Here is a 19,345-nt window from a genome sequence, read left to right on the forward strand (position 1 = left end):
CACTGAAAATGTGACTGGCCCGCTACCCGGGCCAGCGTGGCTGTGCCAACCTTTGCGCACTTCCACGACATGAACGACGATCATTTGAAAGTGCTCATTGTGTTCGGGGCTTTGCTGTTGAGCATGCCCTTGTCTGCCGCACAGCTGGATCTTCAGCTTGGCGCCAACAGTCGCACCTGGCAGACCGAGGAATTGCTCAAGCATCCTCAAGTGCAAACCCTGACGATCAAAAACGACGTGTCCTACAAGAAGGACATGACCTATCGCGTTGTGCCTGTGGCCGCATTGTTGACCGGAATCAAACCTGAAGATCATCTGCAAGCGGTGGCACTGGACGGGTTTGCCGCTGAGCTGGCCGCGGCGCCCTTGCTCAGCACCCAAGGCGCGCGTGCATGGCTGGCGATTGAAGACCCGGCCCAGCCGTGGCCACCGCTGTCAGCCGGCAAACACAGTGCCGGGCCGTTCTATCTGGTGTGGACTGACCCGCAGGCTGGCAACATCAGCCCTGAACAATGGCCGTTCGAAGTGGCGAGCATCAAGCGCATGGCACCGGTGGCCGAGCGCTTCCCTGCCCTGTTGCCTGATCCAGCGTTAAAGGCCGATGACCCGGTGAATCTGGGTTTCGCGTTGTTTCAGAAGAATTGCCTGGCGTGCCATCGATTGAACGGTGCGGGGGATGCGCAGTTTGGGCCCGATTTGAATATTCCGTATAACCCGACCGAGTATTTCGGCACGGATTTCCTCAAGCGCTACATTCGTGATCCGCAGAGTTTGCGTCAGTGGCCGCAGGCGAAGATGCCGGGGTTTTCGGCGGATGTGTTACCGGAGGGGGATCTAGAGATGTTGGTGGGATATTTGAAACACATGGCCGGGCGCAAGGTTAAGCCCTGATCCTTGCGTCGTTATCACTGACCTCATCGCTGGCAAGCCAGCTCCCACAGGGTAGCGCCAACTTCGAATCAGCGGTGATCCTGTGGGAGCTGGCTTGCCAGCGATTACGGCATCCCGAATCTTATTGCTGCTGCACGGAGATGATCGGCGCAGGTGTCGGCGAGACGAACACTTTTGCGTGCATCTGTTCACAGCCACCGCCCCGGCGCATGCCGCGTACCGGGCAGGCATCCAGGTAATCCAGACCCACCGCCAGTTTCAGGTGCCGCTCCGGCCGTGCCAGTTCATTGGTCACGTCAAAACTGTACCAGGCGTCATCCAGCCACGCTTCCGCCCAGGCATGGCTGGCCAGGTGCTCACAATCTTCGCTGTACAGATAGCCCGACACATAGCGTGACGGAATGCCGAGGCTGCGCGCGCAGGCCAGAAACGCGTGGGTGTGATCCTGGCAGACACCCGCGCGCCCGGCGAACGCCTCGGCAGCGCTGGTATCGACCTCGGTAGAGCCCGGCGTATACGTCATGTGCTGATTCAAACCGTGCATCAAATCGATCAGCGCCGTGCGATCACGCCGTTGTTTGCAGGATTTTGCCGCGAACGCGCGCAAGGCTTCATCTGCCTCGGTCAACCGGGTAAAACGCAGAAACGGCAGCGCTGACTGGCTTTCATGCTCGGCTTCACGCAGTTCGTCGATATCGACCTGACCACGGGCGCCAATGATGATCGCTTCGTGCGGCTCGTCCATGGTCAGCACATGCAGGATGTTGCCGAACGGATCGAGTTGCGCACGCACCGGGCGTGGCAGGTCGAGTTGCCAGCTCAATACGTGCTGGCGTTCGCTGTCGTGGGGTGTCAGTCGCAGGTACTGGATGCTCGCCCGCACCTTATCTTCGTAGTGATAAGTGGTCTCGTGGCTTATGGAAAGTCTCATGCAGCCTCCAGGTAGGAACTGTGAATAGCGTTACCCAACTGGCGCACCAGCGGGATGAACTCGGTCAGCCAGGCATGCAGGCCTTCCTCGAGAATTTCGTTGATGCCGGTGTAACGCAGGCGCGCGTCCATCTCGGCTGCCAGGCGTTGCGCCGGTCGGCCATTGGCGCCGGGCAATTGCGCAAGTATCTGGTCTATCTCTTCGGTGCACGCCCTTAACGAACGCGGGACATCGGCACGCAACAGCAACAGCTCGGCGACATGCCGGGCGCCGGGGGCGTCGCGGTAGATTTCGGTGTAGGCCTCGAACGACGACAGCGCGCGCAGTAATGCACTCCATTGATAGTAGGCGTGAGCCGTGCCGTCGCTGACCGCTTCGGCCTGGTCGCCGGCCATTTCGTAACGAGCATCAAGCAGCCGCAGCGTGTTGTCCGCGCGCTCGATAAAGGTGCCGAGACGAATAAAACGAAATGCATCGTTACGCATGATCGTGCCGTAAGACGCGCCACGAAAGAGGTGCGAACGCTCCTTGATCCACTCGCAGAAACGGCTCATGCCGTAGCGACTGAGGCCCTGCTCAGCGATCCCGCGAATCTCCAGCCACGTTGCGTTGATGTTCTCCCACATGTCTGCGGTGATACGTCCGCGTACGGCATGAGCACTGGCCCGCGCCGCGCCAAGGCAGCTGTAGATGCTCGCCGGGTTGGCCGCATCAAGGGCGAAAAAGTGCAGCAGGCGCTCGGCATGCAGCGCGCCGTGACGCTCCAGGTAATCATCGAGGGTGCCGGTGATCAGCAACGGCATGGCCAATTCGTGCAGACCGTCGCCGCGACCGTCCTGCGGCATCAGCGACAGCGAATAACTGACGTCGAGCATCCGGGCGAGGTTTTCCGCCCGCTCCAGGTAACGCGACATCCAATACAGATCCGAGGCAGTTCTACTTAACATGGCAAGCTTCCTTCAATCCTCGACCACCCAGGTGTCCTTGGTTCCGCCGCCCTGGGAGGAATTCACCACCAGAGAGCCTTCGCGCAGCGCGACGCGGGTCAAACCGCCGGGCACCACGCGGGTTTCGCGACCGGACAAGACAAACGGGCGCAAGTCGATATGACGCGGCGCGATGCCGTTTTCGACAAAGGTCGGACAGGTCGACAGCGACAATGTCGGCTGCGCGATGTACGCATGGGGTTTGGCCTTGATCCGTTCGCGGAAGGCGTCGATTTCCGCCTTCGTCGACGCCGGCCCTACCAACATCCCGTAACCCCCGGAGCCTTGGGTTTCCTTGACCACCAGATCTGGAAGATTAGCCAGCACATGGGAAAGTTCAGACGGGTTTCGGCATTGCCAGGTCGGCACGTTCTTCAGGATCGGCTCTTCGTCGAGGTAGAAACGGATCATGTCGGTGACAAATGGATACACCGATTTGTCATCTGCTACACCGGTGCCGATGGCATTGGCCAGCACTACATTGCCCGAACGATAAGAAGACAGCAGCCCCGGTACGCCGAGCATTGAATCCGGATTGAATGCCAGCGGATCGAGGAACGCGTCGTCGAGCCGACGGTAGATCACGTCCACCGCTTTCGGACCGTCAGTGGTGCGCATGAAGACTTTGTCGTCGCGCACAAACAGATCGGCGCCCTCGACCAGCTCCACGCCCATTTCCCGAGCTAGAAACGCATGCTCGAAGAACGCACTGTTGAAGCGCCCAGGCGTTAGCACCACCACACTCGGGTCATCAATCGGGCTTGAGCTTTTCAGGGTGTCGAGCAACAGGTTCGGATAGTGGTCGATCGGTGCGATGCGTTGCGCGGCGAACAGCTCCGGGAACAGGCGCATCATCATCTTGCGGTCTTCGAGCATGTAGCTGACGCCGCTCGGCGTGCGCAGGTTGTCTTCGAGCACGTAATAAGTGCCGTCGCCATCACGCACCAGATCGACGCCGGAGATGTGCGAATAGATATCACGGTGCAGGTCGAGCCCTTGCATCGCCAACTGATATTGCTCGTTGGCCAGCACCTGTTCGGCAGGAATGATCCCGGCCTTGATGATGCGCTGTTCGTGATAAAGGTCGGCGAGGAACATGTTCAACGCCTTGACCCGCTGGATGCAGCCGCGCTCGACGATCCGCCATTCGCTGGCAGGGATGCTGCGCGGAATGGTGTCGAAAGGAATCAGGCGCTCTGTGCCCTGCTCGTCCCCGTAGAGCGTGAAGGTAATCCCGGCACGATGGAACAGCAGATCGGCTTCACGTCGCCGTTGGGCCAAAAGCTCGTCTGGCGTGTCGGCCAGCCATCGGGCGAACTCCCGATAATGCGGGCGAACCTGGCCGCCGGCATCGTACATCTCATCAAAATAGGTGCGGATCATGCCGTACTCCTTGTCACCCGGACCTACAGGCCTTCGCAAGGCCCGTGCCATCGGCATAAACGCTTTGATTTCAATCGGTTGGATATTCACGCCACAGGCACCGCACCATTCCTGTGCGGCAAATGCCCCAACCTGAATGCCCCCGCTTCATTGCGACGCACTGCATCGCCTATCACCAGCATAGTCAGAGTTGATTTCACTGCCCGGCGCTGCTTGCGGATAATCCGCGCATTCGCTGCAAAACTTCCGTGCGCACAGTGCCGCGAAGTCGCCAGCTCAATTGACCTGGACTGCCCCCGCAGCCCGCCCCGCCGTAACCCTGACCGGTTTCCTCTCCTTATCGGTCTTCCCTTTAGCCACCCTCTCCGGTGGCTTTTTTTTGCCCGTTTGAAATATTTTGAAAGTAAAAGCAAAAGATCGCAGCCTCCGGCAACTCCTACATGAATCTGTGTAGGAGCTGCCGAAGGCTGCGATCTTCTGATCTTTAAAAATGGCAACGGCCAACCCAGAGGTCAGCCATTGGTAATCAAATAACCTGAAATCAGTTCAAACGGTGGCGATTACGCACCTCCTGCTTGACGCCCCAGCCCTCAATGATGCCACCCAGCGGTTCGACCACGGCGGAGAAGCCCTGCTCGAAATCGCCAATATCGTCATAGGTCGCGTACATCACTTTGCTCAATTCCAGCGACCACGCGCCGTCATCCCGCGCGCTGACCTGTGCATTGATGGATTCACCGCGAAACTTGCCTGCCGCCCTGCGCGCCCGCTCCTCGTCCGGGAAAATGGCGTAGAACTCGATGGGATGGAATCGGGAAAAATCGAAACCGCCTTCTTTCATGCGGCGCAGAACATTGCTGCTGATGTCTTCTTGATAGGCTGTGCTCATGAATCGTCCCCCTCGCATAGATGGATAGACTTTCCGAATCCCGCCCCGGGCCTTTGGCCAAAGTACTACGGCAACGTGGTTGCACGCGGGAACAAGCATGTAGCTGACAAGACCAGACCTTAGCGATCCGTTCGCTGATCTCGCTTGCAGAGTAGCCCCAAGTTAGAGCTGCTGCCAAGGCCTGGTGTTAAAGGTGACAGGAAGAATGTCAGATGGGAGTGATGCTGCGGATTTCAATGCTGTTCTGGGTTTTCAGGCTTTTCACGCCAGCATCGGCAGTGCGCCCTTCCAGATCGTTCAGGTCCAGTTCGGCGGCAACGGGCAGGAGCCGTGCCTTGATCAATCGAGCGGCCTCATCGTCACTGGGGCATTCCGCGCGCTCGAACACCTCATCGACAATTTCACCATGATCGTCCACGAAAGTGACTTTCCACTTTTGCATCGGTGCCTCCTCGATCAAACCCGCAAATGGGCTTACACCTAAATCGACTGGTACGCCGAAAGTTGGTTCAAAAGGATTACAGCGCACGAACATGAAAAAAACGACATCTCGTGCGCGGACGAAAAATTTGGCAGAAACCCATTGTGGTGAGGGGATTTATCCCCGTTCGGCTGCGCAGCAGTCGTGAAATCATCAGACGCGGTGTATCAGGAAGACCGTGGGTGCTGATTTTAGGGATGCTTCGCACCCCAACGGGGATCCTCACCACAAAAGCTCCCTCAATGGGGAGCTCGCGGTGGGTTCAGTCGTTGCTTGGCTTGTTGATCGCTTGCAGCACGTACTGTGGCAAAGCAAATGCGCCGATGTGGATTTCCGGGTTGTAGTAGCGCGTGACAATGCCGCTGCCAATGAAGCGCTGTTGCAGCACTTCACGGCTCAGTTTGCGGTAAGCCGGGCTGGTCGAGCCCCAGGCGAAGGTCATCGAGCCGCCGATGTAGGTCGGCACGGCTGCCTGGTAGAAGTGCCAGTCCGGGAACAGGCTGCGCAGACGACCGGCGGTGGTTTTGACTTCGTCGATCTGCATGAACGGTGTGCCGTTCTGGGTCACGAGAATGCCGCCTTCGTTCAGGCAACGGTGGCACGCCTGGTAGAAGTTCTCCGAGAACAGCACTTCGCCCGGGCCGATCGGATCGGTCGAGTCGGAGATGATCACGTCGAATTTTTCGGTGGTAGTGGCGACGAAACGCATGCCGTCGTCGATCACCAGGTTCAGGCGCGGATCGTCGTAGGCGCCCTTGGAGTGGTTCGGCAGAAACTCTTTGCACATATCGACGACGGTGCCATCGATCTCGACCATGGTGATGTGCTCGACACTGCCGTGCTTGGCGACTTCACGCAGCATGCCGCCGTCGCCACCACCGATGATCAGCACGCGCTTGGCGGCCCCGTGGGCGAGGATCGGCACATGGGTGAGCATTTCGTGGTAGATGAATTCGTCGGCCTCGGTGGTCTGGATCACGCCGTCCAGCGCCATCACCCGGCCCATGCGCGGGTTTTGAAAGATCACCAGGTGCTGGTGTTCGGTGCGCACTTCGTGCAGCAGTTTTTCCATGCGAAAACGCTGGCCGTAGCCTTCGTAGAGGGTTTCCAGGTACTCGCTGGTTTTGGTGACGGTCATGGTGAAGTGCTCCGATGAATGCGCGGGCGCCAATCGTGGGGACGATTGCCCGGGAAAGGCGCGCATTCTACGTTGCCGAAGATGACAGGTCGAACCTCACTTCATCGGCAAACCCCATTCCCCTGTAGGAGCAAGGCTTGCCCGCGAAGGCGTTGTGGCAGTCGACATCATTGGCAACTGACACAACGCCTTCGCAGGCAAGCCCTGCTCCTACAAAGAGCGGCGTCAAATTCGGACGTTACCGCGTGGCCCGGCGATCGCCCAGATGATCAGGCCCAGCACCGGCAGGAGGATGATCAGCAGCACCCAGACGATTTTCATCCCGGTGGTTGCGCCGCTTTTCAGTACGTTGATGATGGCCCAGATGTCGAGGGCAAGGATGATCAGGCCAATCAGACCGTTGAACGTGGAACCCATGGTGTCACTCCAGATTAGTGGCATGCACTTTTAGGATAGACGGTCGCGCGCAGGGTTCCCTTTTATTGCGTTCAGACGTGAACAGCGATCTTCAGCGCTTCAAGCGAAGGCGCGGCGGCGATGCCGACTTGCGCACACAGTTCCAGTACCCGTGGCACGTCGTTGCCGTAGACCAGCACCACTTGCAACTCGTCGTCGAGCAACTGACTGAAGTTCATCAGCGTGTAACCGCCGTTTTCCTTGTTCATGCTACTCATCTGCACCTGGATGCGATTAAGCGCGGTCAGTGCTTCGGTTTTCGCCAGTTGCTTGGGCTTGAGATTGAAATCCACGCCTGGGCCAAACGAAGCGACGATCTGTGCGAACAGGTCGACATAGGTGTCCGCCTGGAACAGCACGGTGTCCGGCAGGCTGCCGACCACGACCCACTCACCCAGAGGAATCGGGAAGGTGTCGTCGTAGTTGATGTCCGGATTGGCTGTCAGAAAAGCATCCGCGTCGGCGTAGGCTTGTGCGGCGTCGTCGGCCACGCTCAGGATCTCGTCCTCGCCCATGCAGCCGGAGCTGATTTTGCTGATGAGTTCGACGAGTGCGGCTTTCATGTGGGCGGATCCTGTGGCAGCTGAATTTGGAGGGCGCGAAGAATAACGCATTCTTCAGCACACCCGACACCTGTGGCGAGGCAGCTTGCTCCCGCTGGGGTGCGTAGCGGCCCTGAAAAAGCTTGCCAGCGCTGCGCACTGAAGCGCGAGCAAGCTCCCTCGCCACAGGGATCGCGCCAGTTTTCAGGCGAGGAGTTTTTCCAGTTGGGCAGTGGTGTCGACGGCACCCATGGTGCGGGCCGCGTCCAGCGCCGTGACGCCATTGGCGTCCTTGGCCTGTGCATTGGCACCTTTGCTGATCAGGTAATCAACGATTTCCACGCGGTTGAACATCGCCGCCATCATCAATGCAGTGCGGCCGTCGAACGACGAACCTTCGATCTCGGCGCCCGCCTCGACCAGGGCCTTGACCACCGCCAGATCACCTTTGAACGCGGCACCGGCAATCGGGCTCTGGCCGTTGCCATTGCGCATTTCCGGGTCGGCTTTGTGTTTAAGCAGCACTTGCACCGCGTCCACATGGCCGTAATAGCTGGCCAACATCAGCAACGTGTCGCCCTTGCTGTTCTTCAGGTTGACCGGCAGACCGGCGCTGACCAGACGATCAAGCATCTCGGCATCACCGTCGCGTGCCTTGTTGAAAACCTGCTCGGTGAATTCGGCAGCTTCTTCAGGGGTCATCTGGCGGCTTTGTTCGGACATGGGGCAACTCCACTTTCGGTCAATCGGAAAGCCGACAGTTTCCCGAGCAAGACGATAACTGTCACCCACTTTTTCTCAAGTCGATTCATAGCCAATTTCAATAGCGATACCTGCCCTGATGAATTTCAGCCAACACTTGATCGGTGACCTGCACGTAAGTCTGGCTGCCCGGCAGCCAGGCGAAGATGGGGTCATTACCTGTCTGAGCGGGGTCGAAGCCTTCGTTTTTAAGGCGGGTTTTCTGATATTTGAAGGTGCCGGTGGTTTCCATCTTGACCTTTACCCGCAGGAATAAAGGTACCGCGTAGGCTGGCATGCGCTGTCGCGCAAAACTCAGCAACTCGGCGAAATCCAGGGTCGCCAAGGATTCGGAGGGAGTAATTGCGGCCATGCCGGCACGCCCGTTGGTGTTGCGGATTTCCACGCCATACGCCACCGCCTCGGAGATGTGCGGATGTTGCAGCAGCAGGTTTTCCACCTCCGTGGTCGAGACGTTCTCGCCCTTCCAGCGGTAGGTGTCACCGAGGCGATCAACAAACTGTGCGTGGCCAAAACCGATGTTGCGCAGCAGATCACCGGTGTTGAAAAAGCGGTCGCCTTGAGCGAACACATCGCGTAACACAACCTTGGCGGTCTTCTGTGGATCGGTGTAGCCGTCCAGCGGCGCTTTCTCGTCGATCCGCGCCAGCAACAGGCCCTGTTCGCCCTTGCCGACTTTACGCATAAAGCCGTCGTCACCGCGGATCGGCTCACCGCTGTCATGGTCGTAAGCCACCAACTCCCAGGCCATCAGCGAAAAGCCGATGGTGTTGTCGAAGTTGAGAATATTGGTGAAGCCGATATTGCCGTCGCTCGCCGCATACAGTTCACAGATGTGATCAACCGCGAAGCGCGTCTTGAACTCAGCCCAGGCACCGGGGCGCAAGCCGTTGCCGATCATCTTGCGCACGTCGTGTCGGCTGTCGTCGGCGCTGGCCGGTTGATCGACCAGATAACGGCACAGTTCGCCGACGTAGCCAATGGTGGTCGCTCGATAGCGGCGTACGTCGCTCCAGAACTGACTGGCGCTGAATTTGCGGCGGATCGCAAAACCGGACGCGCCGTTGATCGCCGAACCCCAGCACACACACAGACCCGTCGCGTGGTACAGCGGCAAGGTGCAATAGACGACGTCGTCGGGACGCATGTTCAGCGCGATCATGCCGAAACTGGCAGAGCTGCGCATCCAGCGTCCATGCTTGAACACTCCGGCTTTGGGCAGGCCCGTGGTGCCCGAGGTGTAGATGTAAAAACAGGGGTCGTCGAAAAACACCTGCTGACTGCTCGGCGGGTTATCGCTGCAGGCATCGGCACTGGCGCTGATCAGGTTGACGTAGCCTTCGGGCGCAATGCCCGGATGGCTGTAGGTGTCCTGATCCGCCACGAACCAGGTGCGTTGCGGCTCAATCGACACTTGCTCGCGCACCGCCGCAAATGCCGGCACGAGTTCCTCACCGACGACAATGGCCACCGGTGCCACCAGATTCACGCTGTGGATCAACGTATCGCGGGTCTGCGAAGTGTTGAGCAATGCACTGACCGCGCCGACCTTGGCCAGCGCCAGAATGGTCACCAGCAATTCAGCGCGGTTCTCGATGAACACCGCGACCACATCACCCTTGCCGATGCCCTGCCCGTTCAGATAGTGGGCAATACGGTTGGCCCACTGGTTGACCTGCGAATAGGTCAGCACAACATCGTGCTGCAATAACGCCGGGCCTTCGGGATTGCGCAGGGTCGCTTGTTCGAATGTCCAGCCAAGGCCACAACTTTGCGTCGGATCCGTGACGTTGGCCACCTTCATGCCTTTGACCACCCGTGGGATGGCTTTGGCAATCATCGGCAGTTTGCGGAGCATCATGCCCCAGGTGATCGTGTCGCTTGGCGCGTTACTCATGGAAGCTCCCCGTTCGACCTTTTGTATTGGCCAGTGTTTTTATTGTCGGGCAAAGGCTTGGGATGACCGACGCGCATCGAGCGAGGGTCGAGACCGAAAATACGTCAGCACTTCTCGGCCTGTACACGCAGTTTTTGCAATGTTTTGTATCCGCTGATCTGGCGGGGCCGACGAAGATCATCGGCTCATCGATTGGTTCCGTTGAATCGATAATGATCCCGCAAAATGCAGGATGCACGATGGCCATTCATGCAGATTGCACGACCATCAAAAATTGAAGAATCTACAAGTTATTGATTTATAACGAGTTTTAAAAAATTAAATGCTGGCACAATCACTGCAACCTCCTCTGCATGCTTGCCATTCAAGTGCATACGGAGCTGAAAGACATGAGCCTGATCCAAGAAAAATTTACCTCCCTGTTCTCCAACTTCGAAGTCACCACTGCGCCACGTCCTGATGGCGGGATTCTGCTGACCTTGCGCAGCAGTGACGGCAAAGTGTTCAAACGCGCGCTGACTTATCAGCAACTGCATGCTGGTGATCAACTGTCGTGGGCGATCAGTGCCATTCGTCGTGACCTGGCTGAACAAGCCAGCGAGCTGCCGCAAATTGCCATGCTGCAAAGCCAGCAGCGTTTTGCCCTGCCGACGTATCACTCGCTGTAATTTTTAAATCGCTTTAAACAAAACAGGCCGTGAAGCTCTCGCTTCACGGCCTGTTTTTTTATGCGCGAACTCCCTGTAGGAGCTGCGGCACGCTGCGATCTTTTGATTTAGATTTCAACGATCAAGATCAAAAGATCGCAGCCTCGTTCCACTCGACAGCTCCTACAGGATTTTGACCAGCCCTTAGAAGGCTTCGGGTTCGATGGCGGTGAACGTTTCGACGGTGACGTGGCTTCCCAGCTCCCCGCCTTCGCGCGCCAGGCCGCAGGTTTGCAGGCCGGCAGATTGCGCAGCGTCCAACTCTTCAACGATGTCCGAGAGGAACAGGATCTCCTGCGGTTCAACGCCAATGGCTTTCTGGATATTGGTGTAGGACTGCGGCTCACGCTTGGGCCCCGACGTGGTATCGAAATACCCGCTGAACAGCGGCGTCAAATCCCCCGCCTCCGAGCAGCCGAAAATCAGCTTCTGCGCCTGGATCGATCCCGACGAGTACACAAACAATTGATAACCGGCAGCATGCCAGCGTCGCAACGCTTCAACCGCATCCGCGTAAACATGCCCTTTCAACTGCCCGGCCTGATAACCCTGCTCCCAGACCATGCCTTGCAGCGCTTTAAGCGGCGTGGCTTTGCGGTCTTCGGCAATCCAGTTCAACAGAATCTCAACAACCCGTTCAACATCAGCCTCCGGCTCGTTGCTGTCGCGGCGCACGGCGGCGAGTTGCTCAGCAACGTCAGTGCGCTCGGCGTTGTTGCGCACGAAATCCGGCAGATGTTTGGCTGCGTATGGAAACAGCACGTCGAACACGAAACTCACCGCGCTGGTGGTGCCTTCGATGTCGGTGAGGATGACTTTGATCGACATCGCCTCAATCCTCCAGACGCGGGAAGCGGCCGGCAATGTTTTCGCCGGTGAAGTTGGCAACCCAACCTTCGGGGTTGTTGAACAAGCGAATTGCCACAAAATGCGGATGTTCGCCCATGTCGAACCAGTGTTTGGTGCCGGCCGGCACCGAGATCAGGTCATTCTTCTCGCACAAGACCGCGTAGACGTAATCGTCGATGTGCAGGGTAAACAGGCCACGACCGGCGACGAAAAAGCGTACTTCGTCTTCGCCATGGCGGTGTTCCTCAAGGAACTTGGCGCGCAATTCGGCTTTTTGCGGGTGATCGCTGTTGAGGCTGATCACGTCGACAGTGATGTAGCCGCGCTCGGTCATCAACTTGTCGATCTGCTCTTTATAAGCGCTGATCACTTCTTCCTGGGAGGCGCCGGGCTGGATCTTCGCGGCGGCTTGCCAGCGGTCGAAACGCACGCCTTGTTCGGCCAGGGTCGAGGCGATGTCTTCGAAGTGGGTCAGCACCTTGTTCGGAATGTCAGGGCTGGAAACGTGATAGACGGACAGGCTGCTCATTGGGGCAATTCCTCGGTATCGGCCTTGCCGTCCGGTTCTTGCAGACCGGTCGGGCACAGCATTTCATCAGGCAAATGGGCTACTTCTGGTGAAGTCAGCCTTGGCGGTTCATGACGCTGCGGGTTTTCAACTCGCATTCAAACAGAAATTCAAAAGCCTCGATCTGGCGCAGCGCGTCGTTCATCTGTGCGCCCCAGGTGTAGAGGCCGTGGCCGCGAATCAAGTAACCGACGCAATCGGGATGGGCGTCGAGCCAAGGCTGCACCTTGGCGGCGAGGCGCGCAATGTCCTGATCGTTGTCGAAAATCGGCACACGCACACGGGATTCGTGGGTCGAAATACCGCTGAAGGCCTTTTGCAGTTCGTAGTCTTCGAACTCGATAAAGTCTTCCGGGGTGAGGCGCGAGAGCACCGTGGCATTCACCGAATGCGTGTGCAGCACGGCGCCGATCTCCGCGCGCCAAGTGTAGAGCTGGGTGTGCAGCAGGGTTTCGGCGGACGGTTTTTTGCCCGGTTCCAGGCTGTTGCCGGAAAGATCCGTGGCCAGCACATCGTCCAGACCCAACTGCCCTTTGTGTTTGCCGGAAACGGTCAGCAGCGCTTCGCTCGGCGACAGCCGTGTCGAGTAATTGCTGCTGGTGGCCGGCGACCAGCCGCGACCATAAAGAAAGCGCCCGGCGTCGACGATTTGCTGAGCGAGTTGTTCACGCGTAAGGCTCATGGCCTGTCCTCTTGCATACGTGTGGCAATGATAACGGCAGCAGCGAGCGCCGCGAGACTGGCAATACTAAAGGTCAATGTCGCGCCGAGGGCATTCCAGCTGTAGCCGGAATACAGCGCCCCGATCGCACCACCGGTGCCGGCCAGTGCTGCATACAGCGCCTGGCCCTGGCCTTGTTGACGCGCGCCGAAACTACGTTGCACGAACGCGATGGCTGCGGCGTGAAAGCTACCGAAGGTCGCCGCATGCAATACCTGCGCGAACAACAGCACCCACAGAAACTCGGCGAACGAACCTAGCAGCAACCAGCGCAGTGCCGCCAGCAGAAAACTCGCCATCAGCACCCGGCGCAGGGAAAACCGCGCGAGAATCCGGCTCATCGCCATGAACATCAGCACTTCAGCGACGACACCCACAGCCCAGAGCATGCCGATGGTGCCGCGTGTGTAGCCGAGTCGTTCAAGGTGCAGGGTCAGAAAGGTGTAATACGGGCCATGGCTCATTTGCATCAGCGCGACGCAACCGTAAAACGCCAGCACGCCGGGGTTGCGCAGTTGCTTGAGGAAACCCTCGCCGTTCAGTCGATTGCCCTGCGCCGGTTGCGCATTCGGCACCCATAAACTGCTGAGGACGATACCGGCCATGATCAACACCAGCGCCGCCGGATAGATATCGAGGCTGAGCCATTCGAACAGCCGGCCCAGCGCGACTACGGTGATGATGAAACCGATCGAGCCCCACAGGCGAATCTGGCTGTAGCGCGCGGTCTGGCCCTGCAAATGCGCCAGCGTGATGACTTCAAACTGCGGCAGCACCGCGTGCCAGAAGAACGCGTGCAAGGCCATGACCATCGCCAGCCAGGCGTAGGTTTTGCTGACGAAAATCAGCGAAAAGGTCAGCAGCGTACACACCGCACCGAAGCGCACGATGGCCAGGCGTTTACCGGTGTAATCGCCGAGCCATCCCCAGATATTTGGCGCGACGCAGCGCATCAACATCGGGATGGCGACCAGTTCACCAATGCGCGCGGCACTGAAACCGAGATGGTCGAAGTACAGCGCCAGAAACGGCGCTGTTGAACCGAGCAAGGCGAAATAGAACAGGTAGAAACTGGACAGTCGCCAGTAAGGGAGCGCCGCCACGCCGGTTATGCCGCGACGGCTTTGAGATCACCCATCAAAGCTGACCCAGCACCGGGATGCTCACGCGCACATCGGCGTTCTGCCCACGGTGACGCAGCAAATGATCCATCAGCACAATGGCCATCATCGCTTCGGCAATCGGCGTGGCGCGGATGCCGACGCACGGGTCGTGACGGCCCTTGGTGATCACGTCGACCGGGTTACCGTGGATGTCGATCGAACGGCCAGGGGTGGTGATGCTGGAAGTCGGTTTCAGGGCCAGATGGGCAACGATTGGCTGACCGGACGAAATCCCACCGAGAATGCCGCCAGCGTTGTTGCTGAGGAAACCTTCCGGGGTCATTTCATCGCGATGCTCGGTGCCACGCTGTGCAACGGAGGCGAAACCGGCGCCGATTTCCACGCCTTTAACTGCGTTGATGCTCATCAGCGCATGGGCCAGTTCGGCGTCGAGACGGTCGAAAATCGGCTCGCCCAGACCCGGCATGACGCCTTCGGCGACCACAGTAATTTTCGCGCCGACCGAGTCCTGATCACGACGCAACTGGTCCATGTAGGCTTCCAGTTCCGGGACTTTGTCCGGGTCAGGACTGAAGAATGCGTTTTCCTCGACCGAATCCCAGGTCTTGAACGGGATTTCAATCGGGCCGAGCTGGCTCATGTAGCCACGGATGACGATGCCTTGGGTGGCCAGGTACTTTTTGGCAATTGCCCCGGCCGCCACGCGCATCGCGGTTTCGCGTGCCGAGCTGCGACCGCCGCCACGGTAGTCGCGCTCACCGTATTTATGGTGGTAGGTGTAGTCGGCATGCGCCGGGCGGAACAGATCCTTGATCGCCGAGTAGTCCTTGGACTTCTGGTCAGTGTTGCGGATCAGCAGGCCGATCGAGCATCCGGTGGTGCGCCCCTCGAACACGCCGGAGAGGATTTCGACTTCGTCGGCTTCCTGACGCTGGGTGGTGTGGCGGCTGGTGCCGGGTTTGCGGCGATCTAGGTCGCGCTGCAGGTCTTCGAGGGAGATCTCCAGGCCCGGCGGGCAGCCGTCGACAATGGCGACCAACGCCGGACCATGGCTTTCGCCAGCGGTGGTGACAGTGAACAACTTGCCGTAGGTATTGCCGGACATGCAGGACGCTCCGTGAAATCAAACCCAAATTCGTGATGCGCGCCAGTATACGCAGGCTAACCGACTAGTTCATCCTCGAACCTTAGTGGTGTTGGTGAGTCCAACCGGCACCTTGGCAAATGATGGCGTGATGATGCTGCGAGTTTTGATCTTGAGTCTTACCCTGTTTACGGGCTTTGCCCAAGCGACGGTCCTACAGCGGCCGGTAAATTTGGATACCGGCACCGGTGAGCTTTTCGGTTCGCTGTTGCTGCCGAAATCTGACAATCCTGTGCCGGTTGTCCTGATCATTTCTGGCTCGGGTCCTACGGACCGTGACGGAAACAACCCCGACGGCGGGCGCAACGACAGCCTCAAACGGCTGGCCTGGGTGCTGGCCAAACACAACATTGCCAGCGTGCGCTACGACAAACGCGGAGTGGCCGCGAGCCTGGCGGCGACGCCGGATGAGCGCAATCTGTCGGTGGAAGCCTACGCGGCAGACGCGGTGGCGTGGGGGCAGAAGCTCAAGGCCGATCCACGCTTCGGCAAGCTGATCCTGCTCGGTCACAGTGAAGGCGCACTGATTGCCAGCCTCGCCGCGCCGAAAGTGGACGCGGCGGCGGTGATATCCCTGTCCGGCAGCGCCCGGCCCGTCGATCAGGTAATCCGTGAGCAACTGGCGCGCAGCCTGCCGCCGCCCTTGATGTTGCGCAGCAACGCATTGCTCGACAGCCTCAAGGCCGGTCACACCGATAACGACGTGCCGGGGCCGTTGCAGGTGATTTTCCGTCCGAGCGTGCAGCCGTATCTGATTTCGCTGTTCCGTCAGGATCCTGCAAAAGCCTTCGCGCAATTGGCGATGCCGGCACTGATCGTTCAGGGCAGCAACGACATTCAGGTCGGGGTCGATGATGCGAAATTGCTCAAAGCCGCCAAACCGGACGCCGAACTGGTGGTTATCGACGGCATGAACCACGTCATGCGCATCGTGAATAACGACATGAAGCGGCAATTGGCATCCTACAAAGATCCGAATTTGCCATTGGCAGCGGAACTCGGCGCGAAAATCATCGAATTTATTGACGGACTTCGCACCCGTTAAGCGCTGTTAGCCCTCCAGTCCTGTAAAAAACGGCCGATAAGCCTTTGTCGCCAGCGCAACGGCTGGCGGCAAGCAGGGCTTGGACAGGATCTCGCCGTTATGACTGATACCCAGACTTCACCCCACACCACCGCTGAAAAAGACGCGTCGCCAGCGGCCGAGCTGCCTTGGGCGGACGTCAGCGTCGAGCACCACAAGATGCTCCGCCTGGCCCCGCTGCAGACTGATCGCAATACCGGTGGCCGGCCATTGCGCTTCGTCGAATTCGGTTACGCCGAACGCAATAGCAAAGAACGCAGCCTGATGCGCATGGCGATCAAGCTGCCGAGCCAGCGCGTTCGCAAAGAGCAGAACCACCTCGATGTATGGGTTGATCACACCACCAAGCGTGTGAGTTTCGGCCCGGACAGCGGCTTGCAGATCGAACCGCTGAATCGCGGCATCGGCCGTTTCATGGCCGCGCAAGGCATCACGTGGGCGAAAAAACGCTGGCCCGCCTACACCGTCGACGGCATGGACTTGAACAACAAGGACGCGCTGAACGAAGACACGCGCCTGCGTCGCGATCATTTCCTGCGCGTACACGGGTTTGACGTGGCGTACGCCGATGCTCAGCATTTGAAGGGCAGCATCAAGGCTGTGCAGGTCGGGGATTTGCTCGGCGACTGGAACAGCGAAAAGCTGCAGATCGTCGAGATTCTCGAAGCTGCGCAGATGTTGCAGCAGGCCGAGCAGAATCTGGCCGAGCAGGAAGTGAAGCTGAAGAAGCAGGAAGAGAAAGTCAGCAAGTTCAAGCGTGAAGACGCTGGATTACGTTTCACGATTACTTGTCTGGTGGCGTTCGCGGTGTTTCAGGCGGGGTTGTTGATCTGGATTGCTACACACCGATAACGGCTTGAGACCGGGTCGCGGCCATTCGCGAGCAGGCTCGCTCCCACAGGGAAATGCATTCCGAAAGGTGGAATCGAGCCTGCTCGCGAAGCTTTTGATCGCTCCCACGCAGAGCGTGGGAACGATCGGTCTCGATTAGACGCGGGAAGCGAACAGGGCCTGATGATCGCGGCACTGCTCTGCCGTCAGCATGAACACGCCGTGCCCACCGCGCGCAAACTCAAGCCAGGCAAAATCGACTTCCGGGTACAACGCTTCAACGTGCACCTGGCTGTTGCCCACTTCGACAATCAGCAAGCCCTTCTCGGTCAGGTGATCTGCCGCTTCAGCGAGCATCCGCCGCACCAGGTTCAAACCATCATCACCGCAAGCCAGGCCCAGCTCGGGCTCGTGCTGATACTCATCCGGCATGTCGGCGAAATCTTCTGCATCGACGTATGGCGGATTCGACACGATCAGGTCGAAACGCTGACCCGGCAAACCATCGAAACCATCGCCCTGCACGGTGTAGACGCGCTCATCGACGCCATGACGCTCGATGTTTTGATTGGCCACTTCCAGTGCTTCGAACGACAGATCCGCCAGCACCACTTCAGCCTCCTGGAACTCGTAAGCACAGGCAATACCGATACAACCGGAACCGGTGCACAGGTCGAGAATTCGCGCAGGCTCGGTGCCGATCCACGGTGCAAAGTGGTTTTCGATCAGCTCACCAATCGGTGAACGCGGGATCAACACGCGCTCGTCGACGATGAACGACATGCCGCAGAACCACGCTTCACCCAACAGGTAAGCGGTTGGAATACGTTCTTCGATGCGACGCTTGAGCATGCGTTGCAGATTGACCAACTCGTCGTCTTCCAGCGCGCAGTCAAGATAGCTGTCGGCAATTTCCCATGGCAGGTGCAAGGCACCGAGGACCAACTGCCGGGCTTCGTCCCAGGCATTGTCGGTGCCATGGCCGAAAAACAGATCCTCCCCATGGAAGCGGCTGACGGCCCAACGGATGTGGTCGCGCAGGGTACGAAGTCGGGAAGTGATCACGGGGCAGAACTCCAGAAAAAACGACTGACGATTCTACCAGCCAAAACGCGTGACGACGACGCAGGAAAAATGGCTGACAACAGTAGGACTTTTCTATTTTTTGCATCAGCTATTGAACAGAACGTGTAACTTGACAAGGCTGCAGGCCAGTAACGACGGTGCCTACGATGGTAGCGATTCACAGAAGCGCTCAGCCAGAGGACAATGTCGCAAAAGCCCCACCCCAAGGAGCCCCAGAATGTCCGTTCCAAAAACGATGTTTCAACTCAGCGGTCGCGGTTACGCAGCGGCCACATTGAGCCATGCCACCGTGGTCATCATCGATGCCCAGAAAGAATACCTCAGCGGCCCCCTGGCCCTGAGCGGCATGGACGCGGCAGTCGCGAACATCAAACAATTGGTTGCCGCAGCCCGTGCAGCCGGTCGGCCGATCGTGCACGTGCGTCACCTCGGCACCGTCGGTGGCCTGTTCGACCCGCAGGGCGAACGCGGCGAATTCATCCCTGGCCTCGAGCCGCAGGGCGATGAAACCATTATCGGCAAATTGCTGCCGAGCGCGTTCCATGGCACCGAGCTGCTCGATCGCCTGCAAAACCTTGGCTCGCTGGACTTGATCGTCTGCGGTTTCATGAGCCACTCCAGCGTCAGCACCACCGTGCGTGCGGCGAAGAACCTCGGTTTCCGCTGCACCCTGGTGGAAGACGCCTGCGCCACCCGCGACCTGCCGTTCAAGGGCCGCGTGCTCAGTGCCGAGCTGGTACAAGAGGCGGAAATGGCGATCATGGCCGACAACTTCGCCACCCTCGCGCTGACTCAAGACCTGATCTGATCCACACAGATCAAGCCCCTGATGGGCGGTGCAGATCGCCGCTCATCCGCAAAACCCTCTCATTTGC

At 58.7% G+C, this 19,345-nt stretch carries 22 protein-coding genes; 6 read left to right on the top strand and 16 right to left on the bottom strand.

What is annotated here, in order from left to right:
- Positions 1–69: 69 nt before the first annotated feature.
- Positions 70–891 carry a cytochrome c gene (locus tag JFT81_RS10765; protein ID WP_201228082.1) on the top strand — a complete coding sequence of 274 codons (822 nt, stop codon included), beginning with the start codon at positions 70–72 and terminating at the stop codon, positions 889–891.
- Between the two features lie 121 nt (positions 892–1,012).
- Here JFT81_RS10765 and JFT81_RS10770 read toward each other — a convergent pair whose 3' ends face one another.
- The 10 genes from JFT81_RS10770 to JFT81_RS10815 form a co-directional block, all read right to left on the bottom strand.
- Positions 1,013–1,822: a transglutaminase family protein gene (locus JFT81_RS10770; protein ID WP_201227303.1), complete on the bottom strand. Its 810-nt coding sequence runs from the start codon at positions 1,820–1,822 to the stop codon at positions 1,013–1,015.
- Positions 1,819–2,769 carry an alpha-E domain-containing protein gene (locus JFT81_RS10775; protein WP_201227304.1) on the bottom strand — a complete coding sequence of 317 codons (951 nt, stop codon included), beginning with the start codon at positions 2,767–2,769 and terminating at the stop codon, positions 1,819–1,821. The genes JFT81_RS10770 and JFT81_RS10775 overlap by 4 nt, the downstream gene beginning before the upstream one ends.
- 12 nt (positions 2,770–2,781) lie before the next feature.
- Complete coding sequence (locus JFT81_RS10780) at positions 2,782–4,191, bottom strand: circularly permuted type 2 ATP-grasp protein (RefSeq protein ID WP_007914061.1); 1,410 nt, start codon at positions 4,189–4,191, stop codon at positions 2,782–2,784.
- Positions 4,192–4,732: 541 nt separating this feature from the next.
- Positions 4,733–5,080, bottom strand: a complete 348-nt coding sequence (locus JFT81_RS10785) for a ribonuclease E inhibitor RraB (protein WP_007960698.1) — start codon at positions 5,078–5,080, stop codon at positions 4,733–4,735.
- A gap of 208 nt (positions 5,081–5,288) precedes the next feature.
- Complete coding sequence (locus JFT81_RS10790) at positions 5,289–5,522, bottom strand: hypothetical protein (RefSeq protein WP_007914057.1); 234 nt, start codon at positions 5,520–5,522, stop codon at positions 5,289–5,291.
- Positions 5,523–5,823: 301 nt separating this feature from the next.
- Complete coding sequence (gene speE, locus JFT81_RS10795) at positions 5,824–6,699, bottom strand: polyamine aminopropyltransferase (protein ID WP_201227305.1); 876 nt, start codon at positions 6,697–6,699, stop codon at positions 5,824–5,826.
- Positions 6,700–6,924: 225 nt separating this feature from the next.
- Positions 6,925–7,116, bottom strand: coding sequence for a PLDc N-terminal domain-containing protein (locus JFT81_RS10800; RefSeq protein ID WP_007914053.1), 192 nt, complete (start codon positions 7,114–7,116; stop codon positions 6,925–6,927).
- 71 nt (positions 7,117–7,187) lie between these two features.
- Entirely contained in the window at positions 7,188–7,718 is a 531-nt protein-coding gene (locus tag JFT81_RS10805; RefSeq protein ID WP_201227306.1) for a hypothetical protein, read from the bottom strand.
- 183 nt (positions 7,719–7,901) lie between these two features.
- Positions 7,902–8,420, bottom strand: a complete 519-nt coding sequence (locus JFT81_RS10810; protein WP_201227307.1) for an ankyrin repeat domain-containing protein — start codon at positions 8,418–8,420, stop codon at positions 7,902–7,904.
- Positions 8,421–8,517: 97 nt separating this feature from the next.
- Positions 8,518–10,356: a long-chain-acyl-CoA synthetase gene (locus JFT81_RS10815; protein ID WP_201227308.1), complete on the bottom strand. Its 1,839-nt coding sequence runs from the start codon at positions 10,354–10,356 to the stop codon at positions 8,518–8,520.
- Between JFT81_RS10815 and JFT81_RS10820 the strand changes: the two genes are divergently transcribed.
- Complete coding sequence (locus tag JFT81_RS10820; protein ID WP_201227309.1) at positions 10,341–10,634, top strand: hypothetical protein; 294 nt, start codon at positions 10,341–10,343, stop codon at positions 10,632–10,634. The genes JFT81_RS10815 and JFT81_RS10820 overlap by 16 nt on opposite strands.
- 111 nt (positions 10,635–10,745) lie before the next feature.
- Complete coding sequence (locus tag JFT81_RS10825) at positions 10,746–11,024, top strand: DUF3509 domain-containing protein (protein ID WP_129391315.1); 279 nt, start codon at positions 10,746–10,748, stop codon at positions 11,022–11,024.
- A 183-nt stretch (positions 11,025–11,207) separates the two neighbouring features.
- Here the strand turns inward: JFT81_RS10825 and mtnC are convergent, their stop codons facing one another.
- The 5 genes from mtnC to aroC all read right to left on the bottom strand — a co-directional run bounded on the left by mtnC (position 11,208) and on the right by aroC (position 15,430).
- Positions 11,208–11,891, bottom strand: coding sequence for an acireductone synthase (mtnC, locus tag JFT81_RS10830; RefSeq protein ID WP_201227310.1), 684 nt, complete (start codon positions 11,889–11,891; stop codon positions 11,208–11,210).
- Positions 11,892–11,895: 4 nt separating this feature from the next.
- A complete protein-coding gene (locus tag JFT81_RS10835; protein WP_201227311.1) occupies positions 11,896–12,441 on the bottom strand; it encodes an acireductone dioxygenase in 546 nt (181 codons plus the stop codon).
- A gap of 94 nt (positions 12,442–12,535) precedes the next feature.
- Positions 12,536–13,162, bottom strand: coding sequence for a methylthioribulose 1-phosphate dehydratase (locus JFT81_RS10840; protein ID WP_201227312.1), 627 nt, complete (start codon positions 13,160–13,162; stop codon positions 12,536–12,538).
- Positions 13,159–14,304 (bottom strand): MFS transporter, encoded by a 1,146-nt coding sequence (locus tag JFT81_RS10845; RefSeq protein WP_201227313.1) that lies wholly within the window; start codon positions 14,302–14,304, stop codon positions 13,159–13,161. Before JFT81_RS10845 ends, JFT81_RS10840 begins: the two co-directional genes overlap by 4 nt.
- Before the next feature lie 34 nt (positions 14,305–14,338).
- Entirely contained in the window at positions 14,339–15,430 is a 1,092-nt protein-coding gene (aroC, locus tag JFT81_RS10850) for a chorismate synthase (protein ID WP_201227314.1), read from the bottom strand.
- A gap of 130 nt (positions 15,431–15,560) precedes the next feature.
- Here aroC and JFT81_RS10855 point away from each other — a divergent pair, with 130 nt between their 5' ends.
- Positions 15,561–16,514 carry an alpha/beta fold hydrolase gene (locus tag JFT81_RS10855; RefSeq protein ID WP_201227315.1) on the top strand — a complete coding sequence of 318 codons (954 nt, stop codon included), beginning with the start codon at positions 15,561–15,563 and terminating at the stop codon, positions 16,512–16,514.
- A gap of 99 nt (positions 16,515–16,613) precedes the next feature.
- Positions 16,614–17,405 carry a hypothetical protein gene (locus JFT81_RS10860; RefSeq protein ID WP_201227316.1) on the top strand — a complete coding sequence of 264 codons (792 nt, stop codon included), beginning with the start codon at positions 16,614–16,616 and terminating at the stop codon, positions 17,403–17,405.
- A 135-nt stretch (positions 17,406–17,540) separates the two neighbouring features.
- On the opposite strand, the gene prmB is transcribed toward JFT81_RS10860, so the two are convergent.
- On the bottom strand, positions 17,541–18,449 hold the full coding sequence (gene prmB, locus JFT81_RS10865; RefSeq protein ID WP_201227317.1) for a 50S ribosomal protein L3 N(5)-glutamine methyltransferase: 909 nt from the start codon (positions 18,447–18,449) through the stop codon (positions 17,541–17,543).
- Between the two features lie 238 nt (positions 18,450–18,687).
- Here prmB and JFT81_RS10870 point away from each other — a divergent pair, with 238 nt between their 5' ends.
- Positions 18,688–19,278: a cysteine hydrolase family protein gene (locus JFT81_RS10870; protein WP_201227318.1), complete on the top strand. Its 591-nt coding sequence runs from the start codon at positions 18,688–18,690 to the stop codon at positions 19,276–19,278.
- The last annotated feature ends 67 nt before the right edge of the window (positions 19,279–19,345 follow it).

The organism is Pseudomonas sp. TH43 (genome assembly GCF_016650635.1).
In the GTDB taxonomy this organism is placed as follows: domain Bacteria; phylum Pseudomonadota; class Gammaproteobacteria; order Pseudomonadales; family Pseudomonadaceae; genus Aquipseudomonas.